Raw genomic sequence first — 18643 nt, forward strand, 5'->3', positions numbered from 1 at the left:
TTCACTCCTTGCTTGATTTGCCAAATGGGGCGGCAGGTACTTTGAAAACGTGGCGCAAATAGGCGACAAAATTCGGGTCTTTGCAATGGCTCTTGGCCGCTTCATCGGAGATTTTCGCGACGGGCTCACCATTGCAGGCGGTCATTTTAAGCACGATGCTCATCGGTTCGACACCGGGAATATCGCACGTCAGGTTGGTGCCGATACCGAAGCTGACATTGATCCGGCCACGCAGCGCGCGAAATATCTCCAGGCACCTGGGCAGTGTCAGGCTGTCGGAGAACACCAATGTCTTGCTCATCGGCTCGATACCCAGGTTGTGGTAGTGAGCGATGGCCTTTTCGGCCCAGAGGATCGGGTCGCCGGAATCGTGGCGCAGGCCGTCGAACAGCTTGGCAAAGTACAGATCGAAGTCGCTCAGGAAGGCATCGGTGGTGATGCAATCGGTCAGAGCGATCCCCAGCAGGCCTCGATATTCGCGAACCCAGCAATCGAGCGCAGCGATCTGGCTGTCGATCAGCCGTGGGCCGAGTTGCTGGTGGGCCATGATCCATTCGTGGGCCATGGTGCCCAGCGGCTTCATGTCCAGTTCGCGAGACAGGTGCACGTTACTGGTACCGACGAATCGCCCGGGGAAGTCGTGCTTGAGCACGTTGACCACTTCTTCCTGGACCCGATACGAGAAGCGCCGACGGGTGCCGAAGTCGGCGACTTGCAGGTGTGCCAGTTCATCGGCGCTGGCATTGGCTGTCAGCCAGTCGAACTTGCGGTACAGCTGCTCGCGGGCCTGTTCCAGGACAATTTCGCGGTAGCGATAACGGTTACGTACTTCGCTGACAATCGCCAGCAGTGGCACTTCCAGGAGGATGACATGCAGCCACGGACCGCGCAGGCGGATGAATAACTCACCATTTTCGATGCCGGTGTGGACGTAGCGCAGATTGACGCGGAACAAGCCGAGAAAACGCAGAAAGTCCGGCTTCAGGAAACTGATGTGTTCCAGAAAACTCAATTGATCGGCGCTCAGGCTCAATTCGGTGAGACGCTCGATCTGAAATCGAATCTCCGCCAGATAGGGGCGCAGATCCTCGCTGTTACGGCAGCGAAACTCCCATTCGACTTCAACATTGGGGTAGTTGTGCAGCACCGCCTGCATCATGGTCAGCTTGTAGAAGTCGGTGTCGAGCAGGTTCTGCACGATGCGATCGGCAAACACACTCTCGCTCATAACGGGAATCTCCAGACTGGTCGCCGCTTGCGCCGCGGTATTTCAGCTATTTCAATGAATAGGGCTAGTGGCGCATATCAGCGGCCCGCTTTGCCAGTGTTTTTTAAGACGCCTGCGGACTTTCGATTTGCTCCAGCATCCAGCGCACAAAATCCCGGACCTTGGGCACTTCCGCTGAATGCTCCGGGTAGGCCAGGTAATAGGCGTCCTTGCTGGGCATTGCGTGTTGCCACGGGATGACCAGTTTGCCGTCGGCCAGCTCTTCTTCCACCAGAAACCGCGGCAACAGCGCCACGCCGCAGCCGACCTGGGCGGCGCGGATGCACATATAAAAGGTTTCGAAACGCGGGCCGTGATAGCTGTGTTCGGTCTGGTAACCCTGGCTATCGAACCAGTCATGCCAGGCCTGGGGCCGGGAGGCATTTTGCAGTAGCACCAGTTCGCTGAGTTGCGTCGGGTCTGTAAACGGTTTGTCCGGCAGGCTGCCCGGCGCGCACACTGGCACAAGCTCTTCGCCGAACAGCTTCAGGCATTCGGTGCCGGGTCGCGAGCCCTGGCCAAAGTAGAAGGCCAGATCGCTGCGGCCTTGCAGCAGGTCGTCGGCTTCCTGCTCGTTGCACAGGTCCAGATGGATATGCGGATGACGCAGGCGCCAGCCCTTGAGCCGCGGCACCAGCCAGCGTGCGCCGAAGGTCGATGGCGTCGAGACCCGCAGGACTTCGGTTTCACCGCCGTAGGAGCGCAGGTAATGGGTCGACATCTCGACTTGGGTGAGGATTTTGCGTACTTCAACCAGATACAGATCACCGGCCGGCGTCATTTGCAGGCGTCGACGAACACGACGAAACAGCAGGTGCTGGAGCAGCTCCTCAAGCTGTGCGACCTGTTTGCTGACCGCACTCTGGGTCAGGTTCAACTCTTCGGCGGCGCGGGTGAAGCTCAGGTGACGGGTGACTGCTTCGAAGCACTGCAATGCGGTGATCGATGGCAGATAGCGTTTATTCAGCATGGGATGGTCCCTTGTTCTTGTCTCAGCGCTGCTATGCCGATGCAGCATGAATAAACGGAATGATATCTCGCCTAAAGGTCGTTTGTTGGCAAGTCTCGGGCCAGCTACAAATACAGGCCTGAGTAGTCGCCTTTACGGGCTACGAAAATTCTGTTTTTCATGTTTAAGGAGTAACCCATGGTTGCCGCATTGCTTGATCGTCTAGGTGTAAACCCGGCCTTGTATCAAACCGGTAAACAGCCCGTTCATACGCCGATCGACGGCAGCCTGATTGCCTCCGTGAACTGGGAAGGCGCCGCCGAAGTCGAGCAGCAGGTCAGTCGCGCAGAGCATGCGTTCGAGCTCTGGCGCAAGGTGCCGGCGCCGCGTCGTGGCGAGCTGGTGCGCCAGTTGGGCGATATTTTGCGTGAGTACAAGGCCGATCTTGGTGAACTGGTGTCCTGGGAGGCCGGCAAGATCACTCAGGAAGGCCTGGGTGAAGTGCAGGAAATGATCGACATCTGCGACTTCGCCGTAGGTCTGTCTCGCCAACTGTATGGTTTGACCATCGCTTCCGAGCGCCCGGGCCACCACATGCGCGAAACCTGGCATCCGCTGGGGGTGATCGGGGTGATCAGCGCGTTCAACTTTCCGGTCGCGGTCTGGGCCTGGAACACCACGCTGGCGCTGGTCTGCGGCAACGCGGTGATCTGGAAACCGTCGGAGAAGACCCCGCTGACCGCACTGGCTTGTCAGGCTTTGTTCGAGCGCGTGCTGAAGAACTTCAGTGATGCACCGGAGTACCTCAGCCAAGTGATCATCGGCGGTCGCGATGCCGGTGAAGCGTTGGTCGATGATCCGCGTGTGGCCTTGATCAGTGCCACCGGCAGCACCCGCATGGGCCGCGAAGTGGCACCGAAAGTCGCTGCCCGTTTCGCCCGCAGCATTCTTGAGCTGGGCGGTAACAACGCGATGATCCTGGGCCCAAGCGCCGACCTCGACATGGCCGTGCGGGCGATTCTGTTCAGCGCGGTCGGTACTGCCGGTCAGCGTTGCACCACCCTGCGTCGCTTGATCGCACATGAGTCGGTCAAGGACGAGATCGTTACCCGCCTGAAAGCCGCTTACTCCAAAGTGCGCATCGGTCATCCGCTGGAAGGCAACCTGGTCGGTCCGCTGATCGACAAACACAGTTTCGAGAACATGCAGGACGCGCTGGAGCAGGCGTTGAGTGAAGGCGGCCGGGTATTCGGTGGCAAGCGCCAACTGGAAGACAAATTCCCCAACGCCTACTACGTGTCTCCGGCCATCGTCGAAATGCCGGAGCAGAGCGATGTAGTCTGCACTGAAACCTTTGCGCCGATTCTGTACGTGGTGGGTTACAAGGAATTCGCCGATGCGCTGCGCTTGAACAACGCCGTGCCGCAAGGCCTGTCGTCGTGCATCTTCACCACGGACGTGCGTGAGGCCGAGCAGTTCATGTCTGCGGTGGGCAGCGACTGTGGTATCGCCAACGTCAACATCGGCCCGAGCGGCGCGGAAATCGGTGGCGCCTTTGGCGGTGAGAAAGAAACCGGTGGCGGCCGTGAGTCCGGCTCCGATGCATGGCGCGGTTACATGCGCCGCCAGACCAATACCGTCAACTACTCGCTGGAATTGCCGTTGGCCCAAGGCATTACTTTCGACTGAGTCGATTGTTTGATGATGATCGTTCCCACGCTCCCGCGTGGGAATGCAGCCAGTGACGCTCTGCGTCACGGCCGAAGCAGACGCGGAGCGTCCAGTGAGGCATTCCCACGCAGAGCGTGGGAACGATCAACGAGGGTTGGTTAGGTTTCATTTTCGGAGTCTGGCAATGCCGTTACGCGAAGAATGTCTGTGGGAAATACTGACGCCGCAAAGGCCTGACAACGCCGCGCTCAAAGGCGAGGTGACGGTGGATGTCTGTGTGATCGGCGCCGGTTTCACCGGTTTGTCGGCAGCGGTGCATTTGCTTGAACAGGGCAAAAGCGTCTGTGTGCTGGAGGCTCATCGCGCCGGCCATGGCGGTTCGGGACGTAACGTTGGGCTGGTGAATGCCGGGATGTGGATTCCCCCGGACGAGATTGAAGCCGGTTTCGGTGAAGCGATCGGCAGTCAGCTCAACCGTATGCTCGGCGCGGCGCCATCACTGGTGTTCAGCCTGATCGACAAATACAACATCGATTGCCAGTTGCGCCGCGAGGGCACGCTGCACATGGCCCACAACGCCCGCGGCGAAGCGGATCTGCGCAGTCGTGAAGAACAATGGAAGCGTCGCGGTGCCCCGGTGGAGTTGTTGACGGGGGCTGCCTGCGAAGCTGCCACCGGCACAAAGAAAATCGCCGCCGCCTTGCTTGACCGGCGTGCTGGCACGCTCAATCCAATGGCCTATACCAGCGGTCTGGCCAAGGCTGCGGTCGGTCTGGGTGGGCAGCTGTTCGACCATTCGCCGGTCACTCGGCTTGAGCGTCAGGGCCAGCGCTGGTCGGTGCAGACTGCACAGGGTTCGGTGCTGGCCGAGAAAGTCGTCATTGCCTCCAACGCCTACACCGAAGGCGACTGGACCGAGCTGCGGCGTAACTTCTTCCCCGGGTATTACTATCAAGTGGCCTCAAAACCGCTGACCGAGGACGCGGCGCAACAGATTCTGCCCGGCGGCCAAGGCTCCTGGGATACCCGGCAGGTACTGAGCAGCATTCGTCGGGATGCCGACGGGCGCCTGTTGCTGGGCAGTCTGGGGAATGGCAATCAGAAACCGGCCTGGTTCTTGAAATCCTGGGCCGATCGGGTTCAGCAGCATTACTTCCCTTACCTCAAACCGGTGGAATGGGAATACACCTGGACCGGTTGCATCGCCTTTACGCCCGATCATTTGATGCGCTTGTTCGAACCGGCGCCCGGTTTAGTGGCAGTCACCGGCTATAACGGTCGCGGCGTAACCACCGGCAGCGTGGTTGGCAAAGCCTTCGCCGATTACCTGTGTAACGGAAATCCTCAAGCCTTGCCGATTCCCTTCGCGCCCATGCAGCCACTGGCAGGGGTTGGGCTGCGCAGCTGTTTGTACGAGGCGGGCTTCTCCCTGTATCACGCGGGCCAGTGCTTGCGGATCGTTATCTGATTGTCGAAATCCGGTGCTGGATGCGGCGCTTTTCAGCGAAGCGGCTAGCCTGTAGTGGTGCGGGTTGTAGCAGTCTCGCACCGACAGTGTGCACTTCGGTGACGCAGGTTGTTACAGGGTGGTTGCACGTCATTAAGTGTCTTGGTTGCAATGATGGCACTTGTTGGTTGCGCCTTTTAAAAATAAAGGTTTCACCTCTCGCGGTTTAGACGGTTGCACGCCCAATGAAAAAGGGCTCGAAACAGTCGAAATAACAATATAAGAGCGACTTTTTTCAGAATAAAAAACCTATGGCACGGCCCTTGCTCTGCGCTTGTAGCTGAATCAAAGCTTCCGCTGAAGTTGCTGTGCTAACTAAAAAACCTCAGGAGCACCATCACATGTCGCAGACGTTTTACAGGAAAGGTTTTCTGGCACTCGCAGTCGCTACTGCATTGGGTGTTTCTTCGTTTGTTCAGGCAGATGTCAAAATTGGTGTGGCAGGTCCGATGACCGGTGCTAACGCTTCCTTCGGCTTGCAATACATGAAAGGCGCGCAAGCTGCGGCGGATGCAATCAACGCCCAGGGCGGCATCAACGGCGAAAAAATTGTGCTGGTCCAGGGCGATGACGCCTGCGAACCGAAACAGGCCGTAGCTGTCGCGAACAAGATGGTGCAGGACAAGGTTATCGGCGTTGTCGGGCACTTCTGCTCGTCGTCGACCATCCCTGCTTCCGAGGTCTATTCCGACGCAGGCATCATCGCAATCACTCCGGGTTCTACCAACCCGGCGGTCACCGAGCGCGGCCTGCCTGCCATGTTGCGTTTGTGCGGGCGTGATGACCAGCAAGGTATCGTCGCGGGTAACTACATCGTCGACGTCCTGAAAGGCAAGAAAGTTGCCGTCATCAACGACAAGGACACCTACGGTAAAGGCCTGGCGGACGCGACTGCCAAGCAGTTGACCGCGCGTGGCGTGAAACCGGTTCTTGAAGAAGGCTTGACCCGTGGCGAGAAAGACTTCAGCGCCCTGATCACCAAAGTCCGTTCGGTAGGCGCTGATGTCCTTTACTTCGGCGGCCTGCACCCGGAAGCCGGCCCACTGGTTCACCAACTGCGCGAGCAAGGTCTGAAAGACGTCAAGTTCATGTCCGATGACGGCATCGTGACTGACGAAATGGTCACCACTGCCGGTGGTGCTCCGTTCGTCGATGGCGTGTACATGACCTTTGGCGCTGACCCGCGTCTGATTCCAGACAGCAAGGCTGTCGTGGATACCTTCCGCAAGTCCGGTTACGAGCCTGAAGGCTACACCCTGTATGCCTACGCCACGGTGCAAGCCCTGGCTGCCGGCTTCAACGGCGCCAAGTCGAACAAAGGTGAAGAAGCCAGCAAATGGCTGAAAGCGCACCCGGTGGAGACCGTGATGGGCAAGAAGGAATGGGATAGCAAGGGCGACCTGAAAGTCTCCGACTACGTGGTTTACAAGTGGGACGCTGCGGGCAAATACCACCAGCTGGAAACACAGAAGTGAGATAAGCGCATTGCCAGGCCTGGGTCTCTCGATATCAGTCGTGGGGCGCAGGCCCGGCTTTGGTAATGGGTTCTGCAATCGTGCCGACCCGGTATTTTTCTTCTGAGCCACATGAACCCGGCCAGGTGCGCCTCACAAGGGCTCATCGACACCGGGTTCGCGGTGGCCTCTCAAGTTAGTGAGAGTGCATGATGGACGGTATTTTCCTGCAACAAGTTATCAACGGTCTGACTCTCGGGTCGGTCTACGGCCTGATCGCCATCGGCTACACAATGGTCTACGGCATCATCGGTATGATCAACTTCGCCCACGGCGAGGTTTATATGATTTCCGCGTACCTCGCGGCGATCAGCCTGGCTCTACTGTCCTACTTTGGTGTCGAATCCTTTCCGTTGTTGATCCTGGGCACCTTGCTGTTCACTGTCTTTGTGACCGGTGTGTATGGCTGGGTCATCGAACGCATCGCTTACAAACCGCTGCGCAACTCCACCCGACTGGCACCGCTGATCAGTGCTATCGGCGTTTCTCTGATCCTGCAGAACTACGCACAGATCGCTCAGGGCTCACGGCAACAGGGTATTCCTACGCTGTTGAGCGGTGGACTGAGATTCGATATCGGTACTGGTTTTGTGCAGATCACCTACACCAAGATCTTTATTCTGGTTGCAGCGTTTGTCGGGATGGCCCTGCTGACCTACATCATCAAGTACACCAAGTTGGGGCGCATGTGTCGTGCGACTCAACAAGACCGCAAGATGGCCTCGATCCTCGGGATAAACACTGATCGAGTGATCTCCTACGTGTTCATCATCGGTGCCGCCATGGCTGCGCTGGCCGGTGTCCTGATCACGGTGAACTACGGCACCTTCGATTTCTACGCAGGCTTCGTGATCGGCATCAAGGCCTTCACCGCTGCGGTGCTCGGGGGGATTGGTTCGCTGCCTGGCGCCATGCTTGGCGGGATCATTCTCGGCATCTCCGAGTCGCTGTTTTCCGGCGTGATCAACTCTGACTACAAGGACGTCTTCAGCTTCTCGCTGCTGGTACTGATCCTGATTTTCCGTCCTCAAGGCCTGTTGGGTCGCCCACTCGTGGCGAAGGTATAAGTATGTCCGACGCTAATAACAAACCTATCGATATCAAAAAAAGCCTGATCGACACCGTCCTGGCCGGGTTGATTGCCCTGATTGTCTTCGGCCCGATCGTGGGCGTAGTGCTTGAAGGTTATAGCTACAACCTGCAGCCGACGCGTGTGGCCTGGATGGTCGGGGCGGTGATGATCGGGCGTCTTGTCTTGAGCCTGTTCCTGCAGACCGCCAAGGGCGTGAAGGTACAGCAAAGCTTCGAAGTCATCGGCTCAGGCGTGCATGTGCTGCCACCTGATTACAAGTCACGGCTGCGTTTGATCATCCCGGGTTTGATCGTGATCGCTATCGTGTTTCCGATCTTCGCCGACAAGTACCTGCTGACGGTGGTGATCCTGGGACTGATCTACGTGTTGCTGGGCCTTGGCCTGAACATCGTGGTCGGTCTGGCAGGTCTGCTCGACCTGGGTTATGTGGCGTTCTATGCCATCGGCGCCTATGGCCTGGCACTGGGTTATCACTACCTTGGCCTGGGCTTCTGGACCATGTTGCCGCTGTCGGCACTTATGGCGGCGCTGGCCGGATGCATACTCGGCTTCCCGGTCTTGCGCATGCACGGCGACTACCTGGCCATCGTGACCCTGGGCTTCGGTGAAATCATTCGCCTGATACTGACCAACTGGCTGTCCTTCACGGGCGGGCCGAACGGTATGCCGGTGCCATCACCGTCGGTTTTCGGTATTGAGTTCGGGCGAGTGGCGAAGGATGGCGGGATACCCTTCCATGAATTCTTCGGGACTGAATACAATCCGAACGTAAAGTTTATGCTCATCTATGGCGTGCTGTTTCTCGTCGTGATGCTGGTGCTGTACATCAAGCATCGCCTGACTCGCATGCCGGTCGGGCGTGCCTGGGAGGCCTTGCGCGAAGATGAAATCGCTTGCCGCGCCATGGGTCTCAACCACGTACTGGTCAAGCTGTCGGCCTTTACCCTGGGGGCTTCCACTGCCGGTCTGGCCGGTGTGTTTTTCGCCAGCTATCAAGGTTTCGTCAACCCGACCTCGTTCTCGTTCTTCGAATCGGCCTTGATCCTCGCCATCGTCGTGCTCGGCGGCATGGGTTCGACCGTCGGTGTGGTGATCGCCGCGTTCGTGCTGACTGTCGCCCCGGAACTGCTGCGCGGCTTCGCGGAGTACCGAGTGTTGCTGTTCGGCATCCTTATGGTGCTGATGATGATCTGGAAACCGCGTGGCCTGATTCGTATCAGCCGTACCGGTGTGACCCCACGTAAAGGAGTGGCGCCATGAACGATGAAGTCATTCTCTCGGTAGACAACCTGATGATGCACTTTGGCGGTATCAAAGCCCTGAGTGATGTCAGCTTGAAGATCAAACGCAACTCGATCTCTGCCCTGATTGGCCCCAACGGCGCGGGCAAGACCACGGTGTTCAACTGCCTGACCGGGTTTTACAAGGCCACGGGCGGGCACATCCAGCTCAACAGCCGGGGCACCAGCACCAATGTGATCAAGCTGCTGGGTGAACCGTTCAAGGCGACCGATTTCGTCTCGCCAAAAACCTTTGGCAGTCGTCTGTTCTACAAAATGTTCGGTGGCACGCACCTGATCAATCGCGCGGGTTTGGCGCGCACCTTCCAGAACATTCGTCTGTTCCGGGAAATGTCGGTATTGGAAAACCTGTTGGTGGCCCAGCATATGTGGGTCAATCGCAACCTGGTGGCGGGGATTCTCAATACCAAGGGTTACCGCAAAGCCGAAAGCGACGCGCTGGACCATGCATTCTATTGGCTGGAAGTGGTGGACCTGGTGGATTGTGCCAACCGTTTGGCCGGGGAACTGTCCTACGGCCAACAACGGCGTCTGGAAATCGCCCGGGCCATGTGCACGCGGCCGCAGATCATTTGCCTGGACGAACCGGCTGCCGGTCTCAACCCGCAGGAAACCGAAGCCCTGAGCAAGATGATTCGGTTACTGCGCGACGAACACGACCTGACCGTGGTGCTGATCGAACACGACATGGGCATGGTCATGAGTATTTCCGATTACATCGTGGTACTTGATCACGGCAACGTGATTGCCGAAGGTGGTCCGGACCAGATCCGCAACGATCCGAAAGTGATTGCTGCGTACCTGGGTGCTGATGAAGAGGAGTTGGTATGAACGAACCGATCCTCGAACTGAAAGAGATCGAAGTGTTTTACGGGCCTATCCAGGCCCTGAAAAAAGTATCGTTGCACATTAACGAAGGTGAAACCGTCAGCCTGATCGGCTCCAACGGTGCCGGCAAGTCGACGCTGCTGATGTCGATCTTCGGTCAGCCGCGGGCCAGCAGCGGGCACATCATCTATCGCGGCGTCGACATCACGCACAAGTCATCGCACTACATCGCCTCCAACGGCATTGCGCAGTCGCCGGAAGGGCGGCGGGTGTTCCCCGACATGACCGTCGAGGAAAACCTGTTGATGGGCACCATCCCCATCGGCGACAAGTTCGCAACCGAAGACATGCAGCGCATGTTCGAGATGTTTCCGCGACTCAAGGAGCGTCGCAATCAGCGCGCCATGACCATGTCCGGCGGCGAACAGCAAATGCTGGCTATCGCTAGGGCACTCATGAGTCGACCCAAGTTGCTGCTGCTCGATGAACCGTCGCTGGGGCTGGCGCCAATCATCGTAAAGCAGATCTTCCATACCCTGCGTGAACTGGCGGCCTCCGGGATGACTATCTTCCTGGTGGAACAGAACGCCAACCATGCGCTGAAGTTGTCGGATCGGGCGTACGTGATGGTCAACGGTAAAATTCGCTTGACCGGCACCGGCGAGGAACTGTTGGTCAACGAAGAGGTGCGCAACGCTTATCTAGGCGGTCACTGAGTTCTCCGTTGCAGGACCCAGCCCCGGCGAGCAATCGCCGGGGCTTTTTTCGGTCTGCAAAACGACACCAATCCCTTGTGGGAGCGGGCTTGCTCGCGATAGCGATCTGTCAGTCACCTCAATGCTGAACATGCCGCCGTCATCGCGAGCAAGCCCGCTCCCACAAGGATCGCGGTGCTCTATCGAGAAATTGTGGAAAACAATATTTATAACCTGCTAAAGCGCGACATAAAGCCGCTGCAAATAGTTGTTTTGTCACGGTTTTGACTTGTCCCCGATTGCTGTGGAACTGGCTGTGGGTAACGTGGGAGTAGCTGGCTGTAAGCCTTGATTGGCGTGGCTTGTAGTGATGCGGTTATTTTTTGATCAATGGTTTTTACGTAGCTTTGAATGGGGGATGTCAACCTTTTTATTGTCACAGAAGAGGGCCGAAAAAGCGTGTTGCAGCCTGTGGATAAGTCTGTGGTTAAACTCTGGAAAGACTCGGCAAGGCGGCGTAGTTACTGGCTTGGCACCATCCTTGATGGTTACACCCGGTGCCACGTTTTTGGCGTGCTACATAGGCAGGGGGCACAGGTCAAGCAAAAAACTTCCATATTGGCGCTCAAAGCCTTGTGGATAAAGGCCTGGCGGCTTTTCGACTTGCCCCCAAAGACTGTGGATCGGCCTGTGGATAAGGTGCGTGTATATGGCTGCGAGGCAGAGCTGACAAGGCCTGGAAATAAGTGAGTGTTTTTTGTACAGGGGCTCTGGCCGAACCCTCATGACGACGGTTATCGGTTCAGGTATTCTGCGCGCCTTGGCGCCCCTGCGAATGGGCGCGTGTCGCTTGACGACCTGGAGCAACTGCATGACCGATAGTCCCGCTTCTGTTCCGGTCGAGCCCGCCAGCCCGATGGCCAGGCTACGCGAGCGAATCACCTATAACGTGGCTCTGCTGGACCTCGGCGGGCGCGGGTTGGTGTTGATCGGCGGGCTGATTTTGCTGGCCTGGATCACCTCCGGTATCTACAAGGTTCAGCCGGACGAGCAAGGTATCGTGCTGCGGTTCGGTCGCTGGCAGCAGACCACCGAATCAGGGCTGCATTATCACTTGCCCTATCCCGTTGAAACGGTACTGCTGCCCAAAATTACCCAGGTCAATCAGCTGCAGTTAGGCAGCGGTGGCAGCGCACAGACCTCCGCCAATACTGGCTCGCGCGACAAGCAGATGCTGACTGGCGACGAGAACATCGTCGAGGCTGATTGCACGGTGTTCTGGCGGATCAAGGACGCGCGATTCTATCTGTTCAAAATCAGTGACCCGGAGCGGTCGGTGAAGGTCGCAGCCGAAAGTGCCCTGCGCGAAGTCATCGGGCGTACGCCGATTCAGTCGGTGATGTCCGACAAGCGCGCACAGATTGCCGATGAAACCCGCGAGCTGCTGCAACAGTTGCTGGACCGCGAGCAGGCCGGGATCCTTATCACTCAGGTGCAGTTGCAACGGGTCGACCCGCCGCCGCAGGTGATCGATGCCTTCAACGACGTGCAGCGTGCCCGCGCCGACCAGGAGCGCGCGCGCAACGAAGCCGAAGCCTATGCCAACGACGTGATTCCCCGTGCTCGCGGCGATGCGGCGCGCATCACCCAGGATGCCGAGGCCTACAAGGCCCAGGTCGGCAACCTGGCCGAGGGGGAGGCAAAGCGTTTTCTCTCGGTCTACAACAGCTATGTGCAATCCAAAGATGTCACTGCCTGGCGTCTTTACATGGAGAGCATGGATGAAGTCCTGAAAAAAGCCTCCAGGGTCGTCATCGACTCCTCTGGAAAGGGCATGTCTGGTGTGGTGCCCTACATGCCGCTCAGCGATCAGGGAAAACCTGTGCACAAGGACGCCCGACCATGAACCTCAAGCTCAAATGGCTGGCCGTGGCAATGGGCGCTGCCGTGCTCTGGGCCTTGGCCGCGTCAGTGTATGTGGTCGACGAGTCGCAACAGGCACTGATCATTCGTTTTGGCGCCCCCATGGGGGTGGCCGGGGAGCCGGGGCTGAAGTTCAAAGTGCCGTTCAGCGATTCGCTGGTGTTCTACGACAGCCGCCTGCAAACCCTCGCTTCCCCTGCCGAACAGGTCATTCTGGGCGATCAGAAGCGCATTGAGGTCGAGACCTACACCCGCTTTCGCATCAGCGATCCGCTCAGGTTTTATCAGACAGTGGGGACGCTGGATCAAGCCAATGCACAACTGACGCAAATGGTCAGCTCTTCGCTACGGCGTAAGCTGGGCGAGATCTCGCTGCGCTCGTTGTTGTCGCCGGCCCGTCAGCAGGAAGTTGCGACCATCGAAAAGGACGTTGCGGACAAGGCCCGGGCGCTCGGCATCGAGGTGACTGAAGTGCGCCTGCACCGTGCCGACCTGCCACTGGAGGCCAGCCAGGCGATCTACGACCGGATGAAATCCGAGCGTCAACGCGAAGCCAAGGAGCTACGCGCGCAAGGTTTTGAATGGGCGCAGCAGATCCAGGCCAAAGCCGACCGTGATCGCACGGTGCTGTTGTCCGAGGTCCAGCGCCAGTCGGCGATCACCCATGGAGAGGCGGATGCCGATGCCAACCAGATCCTCTCCGCGGCCTTCAGCAAGGACCCTGAATTCTATAAGTTGTACCGCTCGCTGCAGACCTACCGTCAGTCAATGGCCGACAGCCAGCCGATGCTGGTGTTGACGCCGGACGCCGAATTTCTCAAGCAATTTCGCAGCGGGCCGGCAGCGACCAGCGCCAGGTAGCGATAGCCATGAGCGACCTTGCGGCAGATCGCAGATTCCATTCATGTTGCTGTTGTTGTTCTTGCTGGCGCTCGGGCTGTATGCCGGGTGCGCGGTTCGCTGGGACGATGTTCCCATGACGCATTCTCTTGTCGGGAAACCGCTCCATGTTATTTGAAGGTGCGCTGCACGCGCTGGGCATGACTTTTCAGGTGTTCCTGCTGGACCTGATACTGTCCGGCGACAATGCATTGGTGATTGCGCTGGCCTGTCGCGGGCTCCCGCCGCATCAGGTGAGACGGGCAGTGATGATCGGCACCAGTGGCGCTATTGTCCTGCGGGTGCTGCTGACCACGCTGGCCGGCTGGTTGCTGTTGGTACCCTGGCTCAAGCTGGTCGGCGCGGTGCTGTTGCTGGTGATTGCGATTCGGCTATTGACCGGAGAGGAGCCGGACGAGGAGGGCAATCTGGCGGATAGCTCACTGTCGACGCTGAGTGGCGCGGTGGTAACCGTGTTGACTGCGGATCTGGTCATGAGCATGGACAATGTGGTCGGGCTGGCAGCCGTTGCTCAGGGCAGTGTCTTCTATCTGGTGCTGGGATTGCTGTTGAGCGTACCGCTGTTGATGTTCGGCAGCCTGCAGATCACCCGGCAGCTTGAGCGCCAGCCGTTGCTGGTCTCGATCGGCGGTGCATTGCTGGGTTATGTCGCGGGGGATATCGCGGTCTCCGATCCGGTGGTCGTCGGCTGGGTTAATAGCCAATCGCCTGCGCTCAATCAGGTGGTGCCGCTGCTGTGTGCGATCTTCGTGCTGGTCCAGGCGCGCATTATCCGCCGCCAGCGCGCCCGGCTGCCCAAGCCGGCACCCAGGCTGCGGGCCATGCCCTCGCCAGTGCGGCAGGTGGAGTCTGACAGCCCGCTCAGCGAGCCGGTTGCGCTGCCGGAAGTCGCGTGCGAGGTTGCCGTTACTGACGCCCAATCGCAACCCGTCGCACCTGCGCTGGAGGTCTGCACCAACGAGGCAGCCGATCTGGCGCCGCGGCTGCCTGGTCGATTATTCGGCGCCTATAGTGGGGCAGTGACGGTGCTGGCGGGGCTCGGTGGGATTTTCCTGCTCAGCGGACTGCTGTACAGCCTGATTGGTGGTGTGTCCGCGGGGCTGATACCTACGCCGCAAAAGGACAATGTCTACGTCTGCACGGGGGCGAGTACTACTCTTTATTACCGCCCCGGCGGCAGCTCGATTCGGATGGTCACGGGCGGCGGCGAAGCCACGGGTTACGTGAGTTACAAGAAGATTCTCTGGGAGAACCAGCAAAACGCAATCAAGGAGCTGCACCTGACACCGCCCAGCGAGATCGAAAAGACCAGCGCCACTGTCGTCACCCTCAGTGGTGGCAGTTTCTCGCAGATCCAGTGCGCGCGAGCCCAGTGATGCGATCGGATAAGACCCGGTTGCCGCTACGACGCCAGCCGGGCATGCTGCAAGATGAATTTCTATTCCAATGGCTGCTTGAAGCCGAGCAAGGAGAACACGATGACATCCACCCTGTTTATTACCGGCGCGACTTCCGGTTTTGGTGAAGCCTGTGCCCGTCGGTTTGCCGAGGCCGGTTGGTCACTGGTGCTGACAGGTCGTCGTGAGGAGCGTCTGAATGCCTTGTGCGCCGAGCTCTCCAGGCAGACTGAAGTGCATGGCGTGGTGCTCGATGTGCGCGATCGCAAGGCCATGGAGGAGGCGATTGCCAATCTGCCGCCGTCCTTCAGCAAGCTGCGCGGGCTGATCAACAACGCTGGCCTGGCCCTGGGCGTCGACCCGGCACCCAAGTGTGATCTGGACGACTGGGACACCATGGTCGATACCAACATCAAAGGCCTGATGTACAGCACTCGCCTGTTGCTGCCACGCTTGATCGCCCACGGTCGCGGCGCCGGGATCATCAACCTTGGCTCCATCGCCGGTAACTATCCGTACCCGGGCAGCCACGTCTACGGCGCGAGCAAAGCTTTCGTCAAACAGTTCTCCTTGAACCTGCGCTGCGACCTGCAAGGCACCGGTGTACGGGTGACCAACATTGAGCCTGGCCTGTGCGAGAGCGAGTTCTCACTGGTGCGCTTTGCCGGTGATCAGGCTCGTTATGACGCTACTTACGCCGGCGCCGAAGCGATCCAGCCGCAGGACATCGCCGAAACGATTTTCTGGGTCCTCAACACCCCGGCCCATATCAACATCAACAGCCTTGAGCTGATGCCGGTGAGCCAGACCTGGAGTGGTTTCGCCATTGAGCGCGGGGCAAAGGGGTAACAACGAGTCAGATCATTCCCACGCTCTGCGTGGGAATGCCTCACTGGATGCTCCGCGTCCGCTCCAGATTGTGACGCAGAGCGTCACGGGCTGCATTCCCACGCGGGAGCGTGGCAACGATCATGCGTCAGCCAGTCCGCGATAGCAGGTCGCCAGATGATAAGGCGTGGTCGACGGCATATCCCTGCGGCTGACGGTGCCTGTTGCATCCAGGCACTCATACCAGCCACTGGGATGCAGAAAACGCTGTTGCAGCACGACCAGTTGGCGCTGCAGCAGTGCCTGGCTTTCAGGTCGCAACGTCAGCGCCCGCAAGTATTCAGCTTGTGCCCAGATGCGTTGGGTGCCGTCGCGAACGGTCCCGTCGATCTCCAGCATGCCGCTGACGGTGCCGGTTTGCGGGTCGACACCGACCTGTTCGGCGTAGGTGAAAGCGCGCTCCAGCGAGGCGTGCAGCGGCGTGCCTTTGAGCAATGGGGAAGATTCGAGCAGGAAGAACCATTCAAACTGATGTCCCGGTTCGAACCAGTTATCCACAGCCCCCAGCGGTTTCTCCATCATCACCCCGTGCTGACGGTCGATGAAGCGTCTTTGCATGGCATCGCACAGCGTGCCGAGGGCCGCTTGCACAGTGGCGTCCTCGCGAACCGACAGCGTGGCGAGGAAGGCTTCAGCCAGGTGCATCAACGGGTTCTGCAACGGCCCTGACTTGAGCGATGACCAGTCTCGATCGAGACTGGCCTCATACAACCCCTCGTGCGTGGCGAAGCGCTCGGCAACTACTTCCAGAGCAGCGTTGAGCACCGACTCCACCAGCGGCTCGCGAACCCTGGCCCAGTAATGGGCGCAGGCGAAGATGATGAATGCGTGGGTGTAGAGGTCTTTGCGCTTGTCCAGCGGCGCGCCATGGGCGTCGATACTGTAGAACCAGCCACCGTGCTCGGCATCATGGAAATGCCGCTGCAATGAGCGAAACAATGCCGCAGCACGGTCCTGGGCGGCGGGTACGCGGGGCTCGCCGATCAGGCTTGAGAATAGATACAACTGACGCGCGCAAGCCATGGCCCGGTAGCGTTGTGGCGGCAATGGATGATGTTCGGCGTCCAGCGCCTCGTAAGGCAGCGCCAGTTCTGCATTCCAGCCGGGACCTTGCCAGAGCGGCACAATCACTTCACGGAAATGCTGCTGCACGGCAGCGAACAGGGCGGTCAATTCAGGCTGAGAGGCGGAACTGGAAACATCGGGCATCGGCTGGCGTCGTCACGGCAGAGGTGTTTGCGCGACATGGTAGCAGGCGGTTGGGCGAGAGGCACTGATCGTTCCCACGCTCGCGCGTGGGAACGCCTCAATAGACGCTCTGCGTCTGCTTTTGAAGTGACGCAGAGCGTCACGGGCTGCATTCCCACGCAGAGCGTGGGAACGATCGTCACAGGTGATTTGTCGTCCGACGCAAATCCTGTAGGAGCAGCCGGTCGACGCTCGATTGCTCGCGATGAGGCCCGCCCAGACGATAGAACAATCAGCCTGCCAGCAACCAGACCCCAGTCGCCGCCGACGCTGCCCCGGCCAGGTGAACCAATGGCGCAGCCGCTTGCGGCAACACGCGCACCAGGGCGAAACCGGCGGCATGCAGCGCCGCGGTGGCGGCAACAAACCCAGCGGCATAGGTCCAGGGGCTGGACATGTCCGGCAGCTCCAGGCCATGGGCCACGCCGTGAAACAGTGCAAACAGTGCCGTTGCGCCAATCGCCAGGCTCAACGGTGGTCGTACCGCCAGTGCCACGGCCAGACCCAACGCCAGCACGGAAGCCGCGATCCCGCTTTCCAGCGCCGGCAGGTGCAGCCCCTCAAAGCCGAGCATGCCGCCGATCAGCAGGGTGCCGACAAAAGTGCATGGCAGTGCCCAGCGTGCGGCGCCTTGCTGTTGTGCGGCCCATAGGCCGACGGCGAGCATCGCCAGCAGGTGATCGAGGCCGCCAATCGGGTGGCTGATACCCGCGATCAAGCCGTTGTCGCCATGGCCAGGGTGGGCGAAGGCCAGGGCCGGGGTGAGTAACAGCGCAAGGGCACCGAGAATACGTTTGAGTGTCATGAATTACACTTTCCTTGTTGGTGTTCTTTTTTAATAAGGGCATCAGGCCGCGGTCAGCAGCCCCTGGCGTTCGATAAAGGCAATGATCGCCTCCAGTCCGAGGCCGGTTTTCTGGTTGCTGAAGACGAACGGCTTATCGCCACGCATGCGTTTGGTGTCGCTGTCCATCATCTCCAGCGAAGCGCCCACCAGCGGTGCCAGGTCGATCTTGTTGATTACCAGCAGGTCGGATTTGCAGATCCCCGGGCCGCCCTTGCGTGGCAGCTTGTCGCCGGCCGAGACATCGATCACATAGATGGTCAGGTCGGACAGTTCCGGGCTGAAGGTTGCCGACAGGTTGTCGCCACCGGACTCCACCAGAATCAGGTCCAGACCCGGGAAGCGCCGGTTGAGTTGATCGACCGCCTCCAGGTTGATCGAGGCATCCTCACGAATCGCCGTGTGCGGGCAGCCGCCGGTTTCCACGCCGATGATCCGCTCCGGGGCCAGTGCCTCGTTACGCACCAGAAAGTCAGCATCTTCGCGGGTGTAGATATCGTTGGTAACCACTGCCAGGTTGTAGCGCTCGCGCAGGGCCAGACACAGGGCCAGAGTCAGGGCGGTCTTGCCGGAGCCGACCGGGCCGCCGATACCAACGCGCAACGGTTGTGCGTTCAT

The 18643-nt window shown here is 59.2% G+C and carries 16 protein-coding genes; 11 read left to right on the top strand and 5 right to left on the bottom strand.

Annotation, left to right across the window (positions count from 1 at the left end):
- Position 1: 1 nt before the first annotated feature.
- Positions 2-1228, bottom strand: a complete 1227-nt coding sequence (gene pncB / locus AC07VR_RS11020; protein WP_495011241.1) for a nicotinate phosphoribosyltransferase — start codon at positions 1226-1228, stop codon at positions 2-4.
- A gap of 103 nt (positions 1229-1331) precedes the next feature.
- Positions 1332-2237, bottom strand: a complete 906-nt coding sequence (locus AC07VR_RS11025; RefSeq protein ID WP_494993455.1) for a LysR family transcriptional regulator — start codon at positions 2235-2237, stop codon at positions 1332-1334.
- Between the two features lie 177 nt (positions 2238-2414).
- Here AC07VR_RS11025 and amaB point away from each other — a divergent pair, with 177 nt between their 5' ends.
- The 11 genes from amaB (at position 2415) to AC07VR_RS11080 (ending at position 15894) form a co-directional block, all read left to right on the top strand.
- Positions 2415-3905, top strand: coding sequence for an L-piperidine-6-carboxylate dehydrogenase (amaB, locus tag AC07VR_RS11030; RefSeq protein ID WP_494993456.1), 1491 nt, complete (start codon positions 2415-2417; stop codon positions 3903-3905).
- Positions 3906-4071: 166 nt separating this feature from the next.
- A complete protein-coding gene (gene amaA, locus AC07VR_RS11035) occupies positions 4072-5355 on the top strand; it encodes an L-pipecolate oxidase (RefSeq protein WP_494993457.1) in 1284 nt (427 codons plus the stop codon).
- A gap of 380 nt (positions 5356-5735) precedes the next feature.
- A complete protein-coding gene (locus AC07VR_RS11040; protein ID WP_494993458.1) occupies positions 5736-6869 on the top strand; it encodes an ABC transporter substrate-binding protein in 1134 nt (377 codons plus the stop codon).
- 191 nt (positions 6870-7060) lie between these two features.
- Entirely contained in the window at positions 7061-7975 is a 915-nt protein-coding gene (locus AC07VR_RS11045; protein WP_494993626.1) for an ABC transporter permease subunit, read from the top strand.
- 2 nt (positions 7976-7977) lie between these two features.
- Positions 7978-9261 carry a high-affinity branched-chain amino acid ABC transporter permease LivM gene (gene livM, locus AC07VR_RS11050; RefSeq protein ID WP_494993459.1) on the top strand — a complete coding sequence of 428 codons (1284 nt, stop codon included), beginning with the start codon at positions 7978-7980 and terminating at the stop codon, positions 9259-9261.
- Positions 9258-10133, top strand: coding sequence for an ABC transporter ATP-binding protein (locus AC07VR_RS11055; protein WP_494993460.1), 876 nt, complete (start codon positions 9258-9260; stop codon positions 10131-10133). The genes livM and AC07VR_RS11055 overlap by 4 nt, the downstream gene beginning before the upstream one ends.
- On the top strand, positions 10130-10846 hold the full coding sequence (locus tag AC07VR_RS11060; RefSeq protein ID WP_494993461.1) for an ABC transporter ATP-binding protein: 717 nt from the start codon (positions 10130-10132) through the stop codon (positions 10844-10846). Before AC07VR_RS11055 ends, AC07VR_RS11060 begins: the two co-directional genes overlap by 4 nt.
- A gap of 850 nt (positions 10847-11696) precedes the next feature.
- The gene (hflK, locus tag AC07VR_RS11065) at positions 11697-12731 is read left to right on the top strand and encodes an FtsH protease activity modulator HflK (protein WP_494993462.1); all 1035 of its coding nucleotides are present in this window, start codon (positions 11697-11699) and stop codon (positions 12729-12731) included.
- The gene (gene hflC / locus AC07VR_RS11070) at positions 12728-13609 is read left to right on the top strand and encodes a protease modulator HflC (protein WP_495011242.1); all 882 of its coding nucleotides are present in this window, start codon (positions 12728-12730) and stop codon (positions 13607-13609) included. Before hflK ends, hflC begins: the two co-directional genes overlap by 4 nt.
- A gap of 146 nt (positions 13610-13755) precedes the next feature.
- On the top strand, positions 13756-15024 hold the full coding sequence (locus AC07VR_RS11075; RefSeq protein WP_495011243.1) for a TerC family protein: 1269 nt from the start codon (positions 13756-13758) through the stop codon (positions 15022-15024).
- Positions 15025-15126: 102 nt separating this feature from the next.
- Positions 15127-15894, top strand: coding sequence for an SDR family oxidoreductase (locus tag AC07VR_RS11080; RefSeq protein WP_494993465.1), 768 nt, complete (start codon positions 15127-15129; stop codon positions 15892-15894).
- Positions 15895-16014: 120 nt separating this feature from the next.
- Here the strand turns inward: AC07VR_RS11080 and AC07VR_RS11085 are convergent, their stop codons facing one another.
- From AC07VR_RS11085 to ureG, 3 genes are all read right to left on the bottom strand, one after another.
- A complete protein-coding gene (locus tag AC07VR_RS11085) occupies positions 16015-17142 on the bottom strand; it encodes an AGE family epimerase/isomerase (protein ID WP_495011244.1) in 1128 nt (375 codons plus the stop codon).
- 271 nt (positions 17143-17413) lie between these two features.
- A complete protein-coding gene (locus AC07VR_RS11090; RefSeq protein WP_495011245.1) occupies positions 17414-17986 on the bottom strand; it encodes a HupE/UreJ family protein in 573 nt (190 codons plus the stop codon).
- 42 nt (positions 17987-18028) lie between these two features.
- The gene (gene ureG, locus AC07VR_RS11095; protein ID WP_494993468.1) at positions 18029-18643 is read right to left on the bottom strand and encodes an urease accessory protein UreG; all 615 of its coding nucleotides are present in this window, start codon (positions 18641-18643) and stop codon (positions 18029-18031) included.

This window comes from Pseudomonas sp. GW821-FHT02H09 (assembly GCF_059421425.1).

Bases quoted from the DNA above. Each gene is read 5' to 3' on its own strand.
- AC07VR_RS11040 (WP_494993458.1), top strand. From the start codon at position 5,736: ATGTCGCAGACGTTTTACAGGAAAGGTTTTCTGGCACTCGCAGTCGCT.
- hflK (WP_494993462.1), top strand. From the start codon at position 11,697: ATGACCGATAGTCCCGCTTCTGTTCCGGTCGAGCCCGCCAGCCCGATG.
- AC07VR_RS11055 (WP_494993460.1), top strand. From the start codon at position 9,258: ATGAACGATGAAGTCATTCTCTCGGTAGACAACCTGATGATGCACTTT.
- AC07VR_RS11085 (WP_495011244.1), bottom strand. From the start codon at position 17,142: ATGCCCGATGTTTCCAGTTCCGCCTCTCAGCCTGAATTGACCGCCCTG.
- amaA (WP_494993457.1), top strand. From the start codon at position 4,072: ATGCCGTTACGCGAAGAATGTCTGTGGGAAATACTGACGCCGCAAAGG.
- livM (WP_494993459.1), top strand. From the start codon at position 7,978: ATGTCCGACGCTAATAACAAACCTATCGATATCAAAAAAAGCCTGATC.
- AC07VR_RS11060 (WP_494993461.1), top strand. From the start codon at position 10,130: ATGAACGAACCGATCCTCGAACTGAAAGAGATCGAAGTGTTTTACGGG.
- amaB (WP_494993456.1), top strand. From the start codon at position 2,415: ATGGTTGCCGCATTGCTTGATCGTCTAGGTGTAAACCCGGCCTTGTAT.
- AC07VR_RS11090 (WP_495011245.1), bottom strand. From the start codon at position 17,986: ATGACACTCAAACGTATTCTCGGTGCCCTTGCGCTGTTACTCACCCCG.
- hflC (WP_495011242.1), top strand. From the start codon at position 12,728: ATGAACCTCAAGCTCAAATGGCTGGCCGTGGCAATGGGCGCTGCCGTG.
- pncB (WP_495011241.1), bottom strand. From the start codon at position 1,228: ATGAGCGAGAGTGTGTTTGCCGATCGCATCGTGCAGAACCTGCTCGAC.
- ureG (WP_494993468.1), bottom strand. From the start codon at position 18,643: ATGAACGCACAACCGTTGCGCGTTGGTATCGGCGGCCCGGTCGGCTCC.
- AC07VR_RS11045 (WP_494993626.1), top strand. From the start codon at position 7,061: ATGGACGGTATTTTCCTGCAACAAGTTATCAACGGTCTGACTCTCGGG.
- AC07VR_RS11025 (WP_494993455.1), bottom strand. From the start codon at position 2,237: ATGCTGAATAAACGCTATCTGCCATCGATCACCGCATTGCAGTGCTTC.
- AC07VR_RS11075 (WP_495011243.1), top strand. From the start codon at position 13,756: ATGTTATTTGAAGGTGCGCTGCACGCGCTGGGCATGACTTTTCAGGTG.
- AC07VR_RS11080 (WP_494993465.1), top strand. From the start codon at position 15,127: ATGACATCCACCCTGTTTATTACCGGCGCGACTTCCGGTTTTGGTGAA.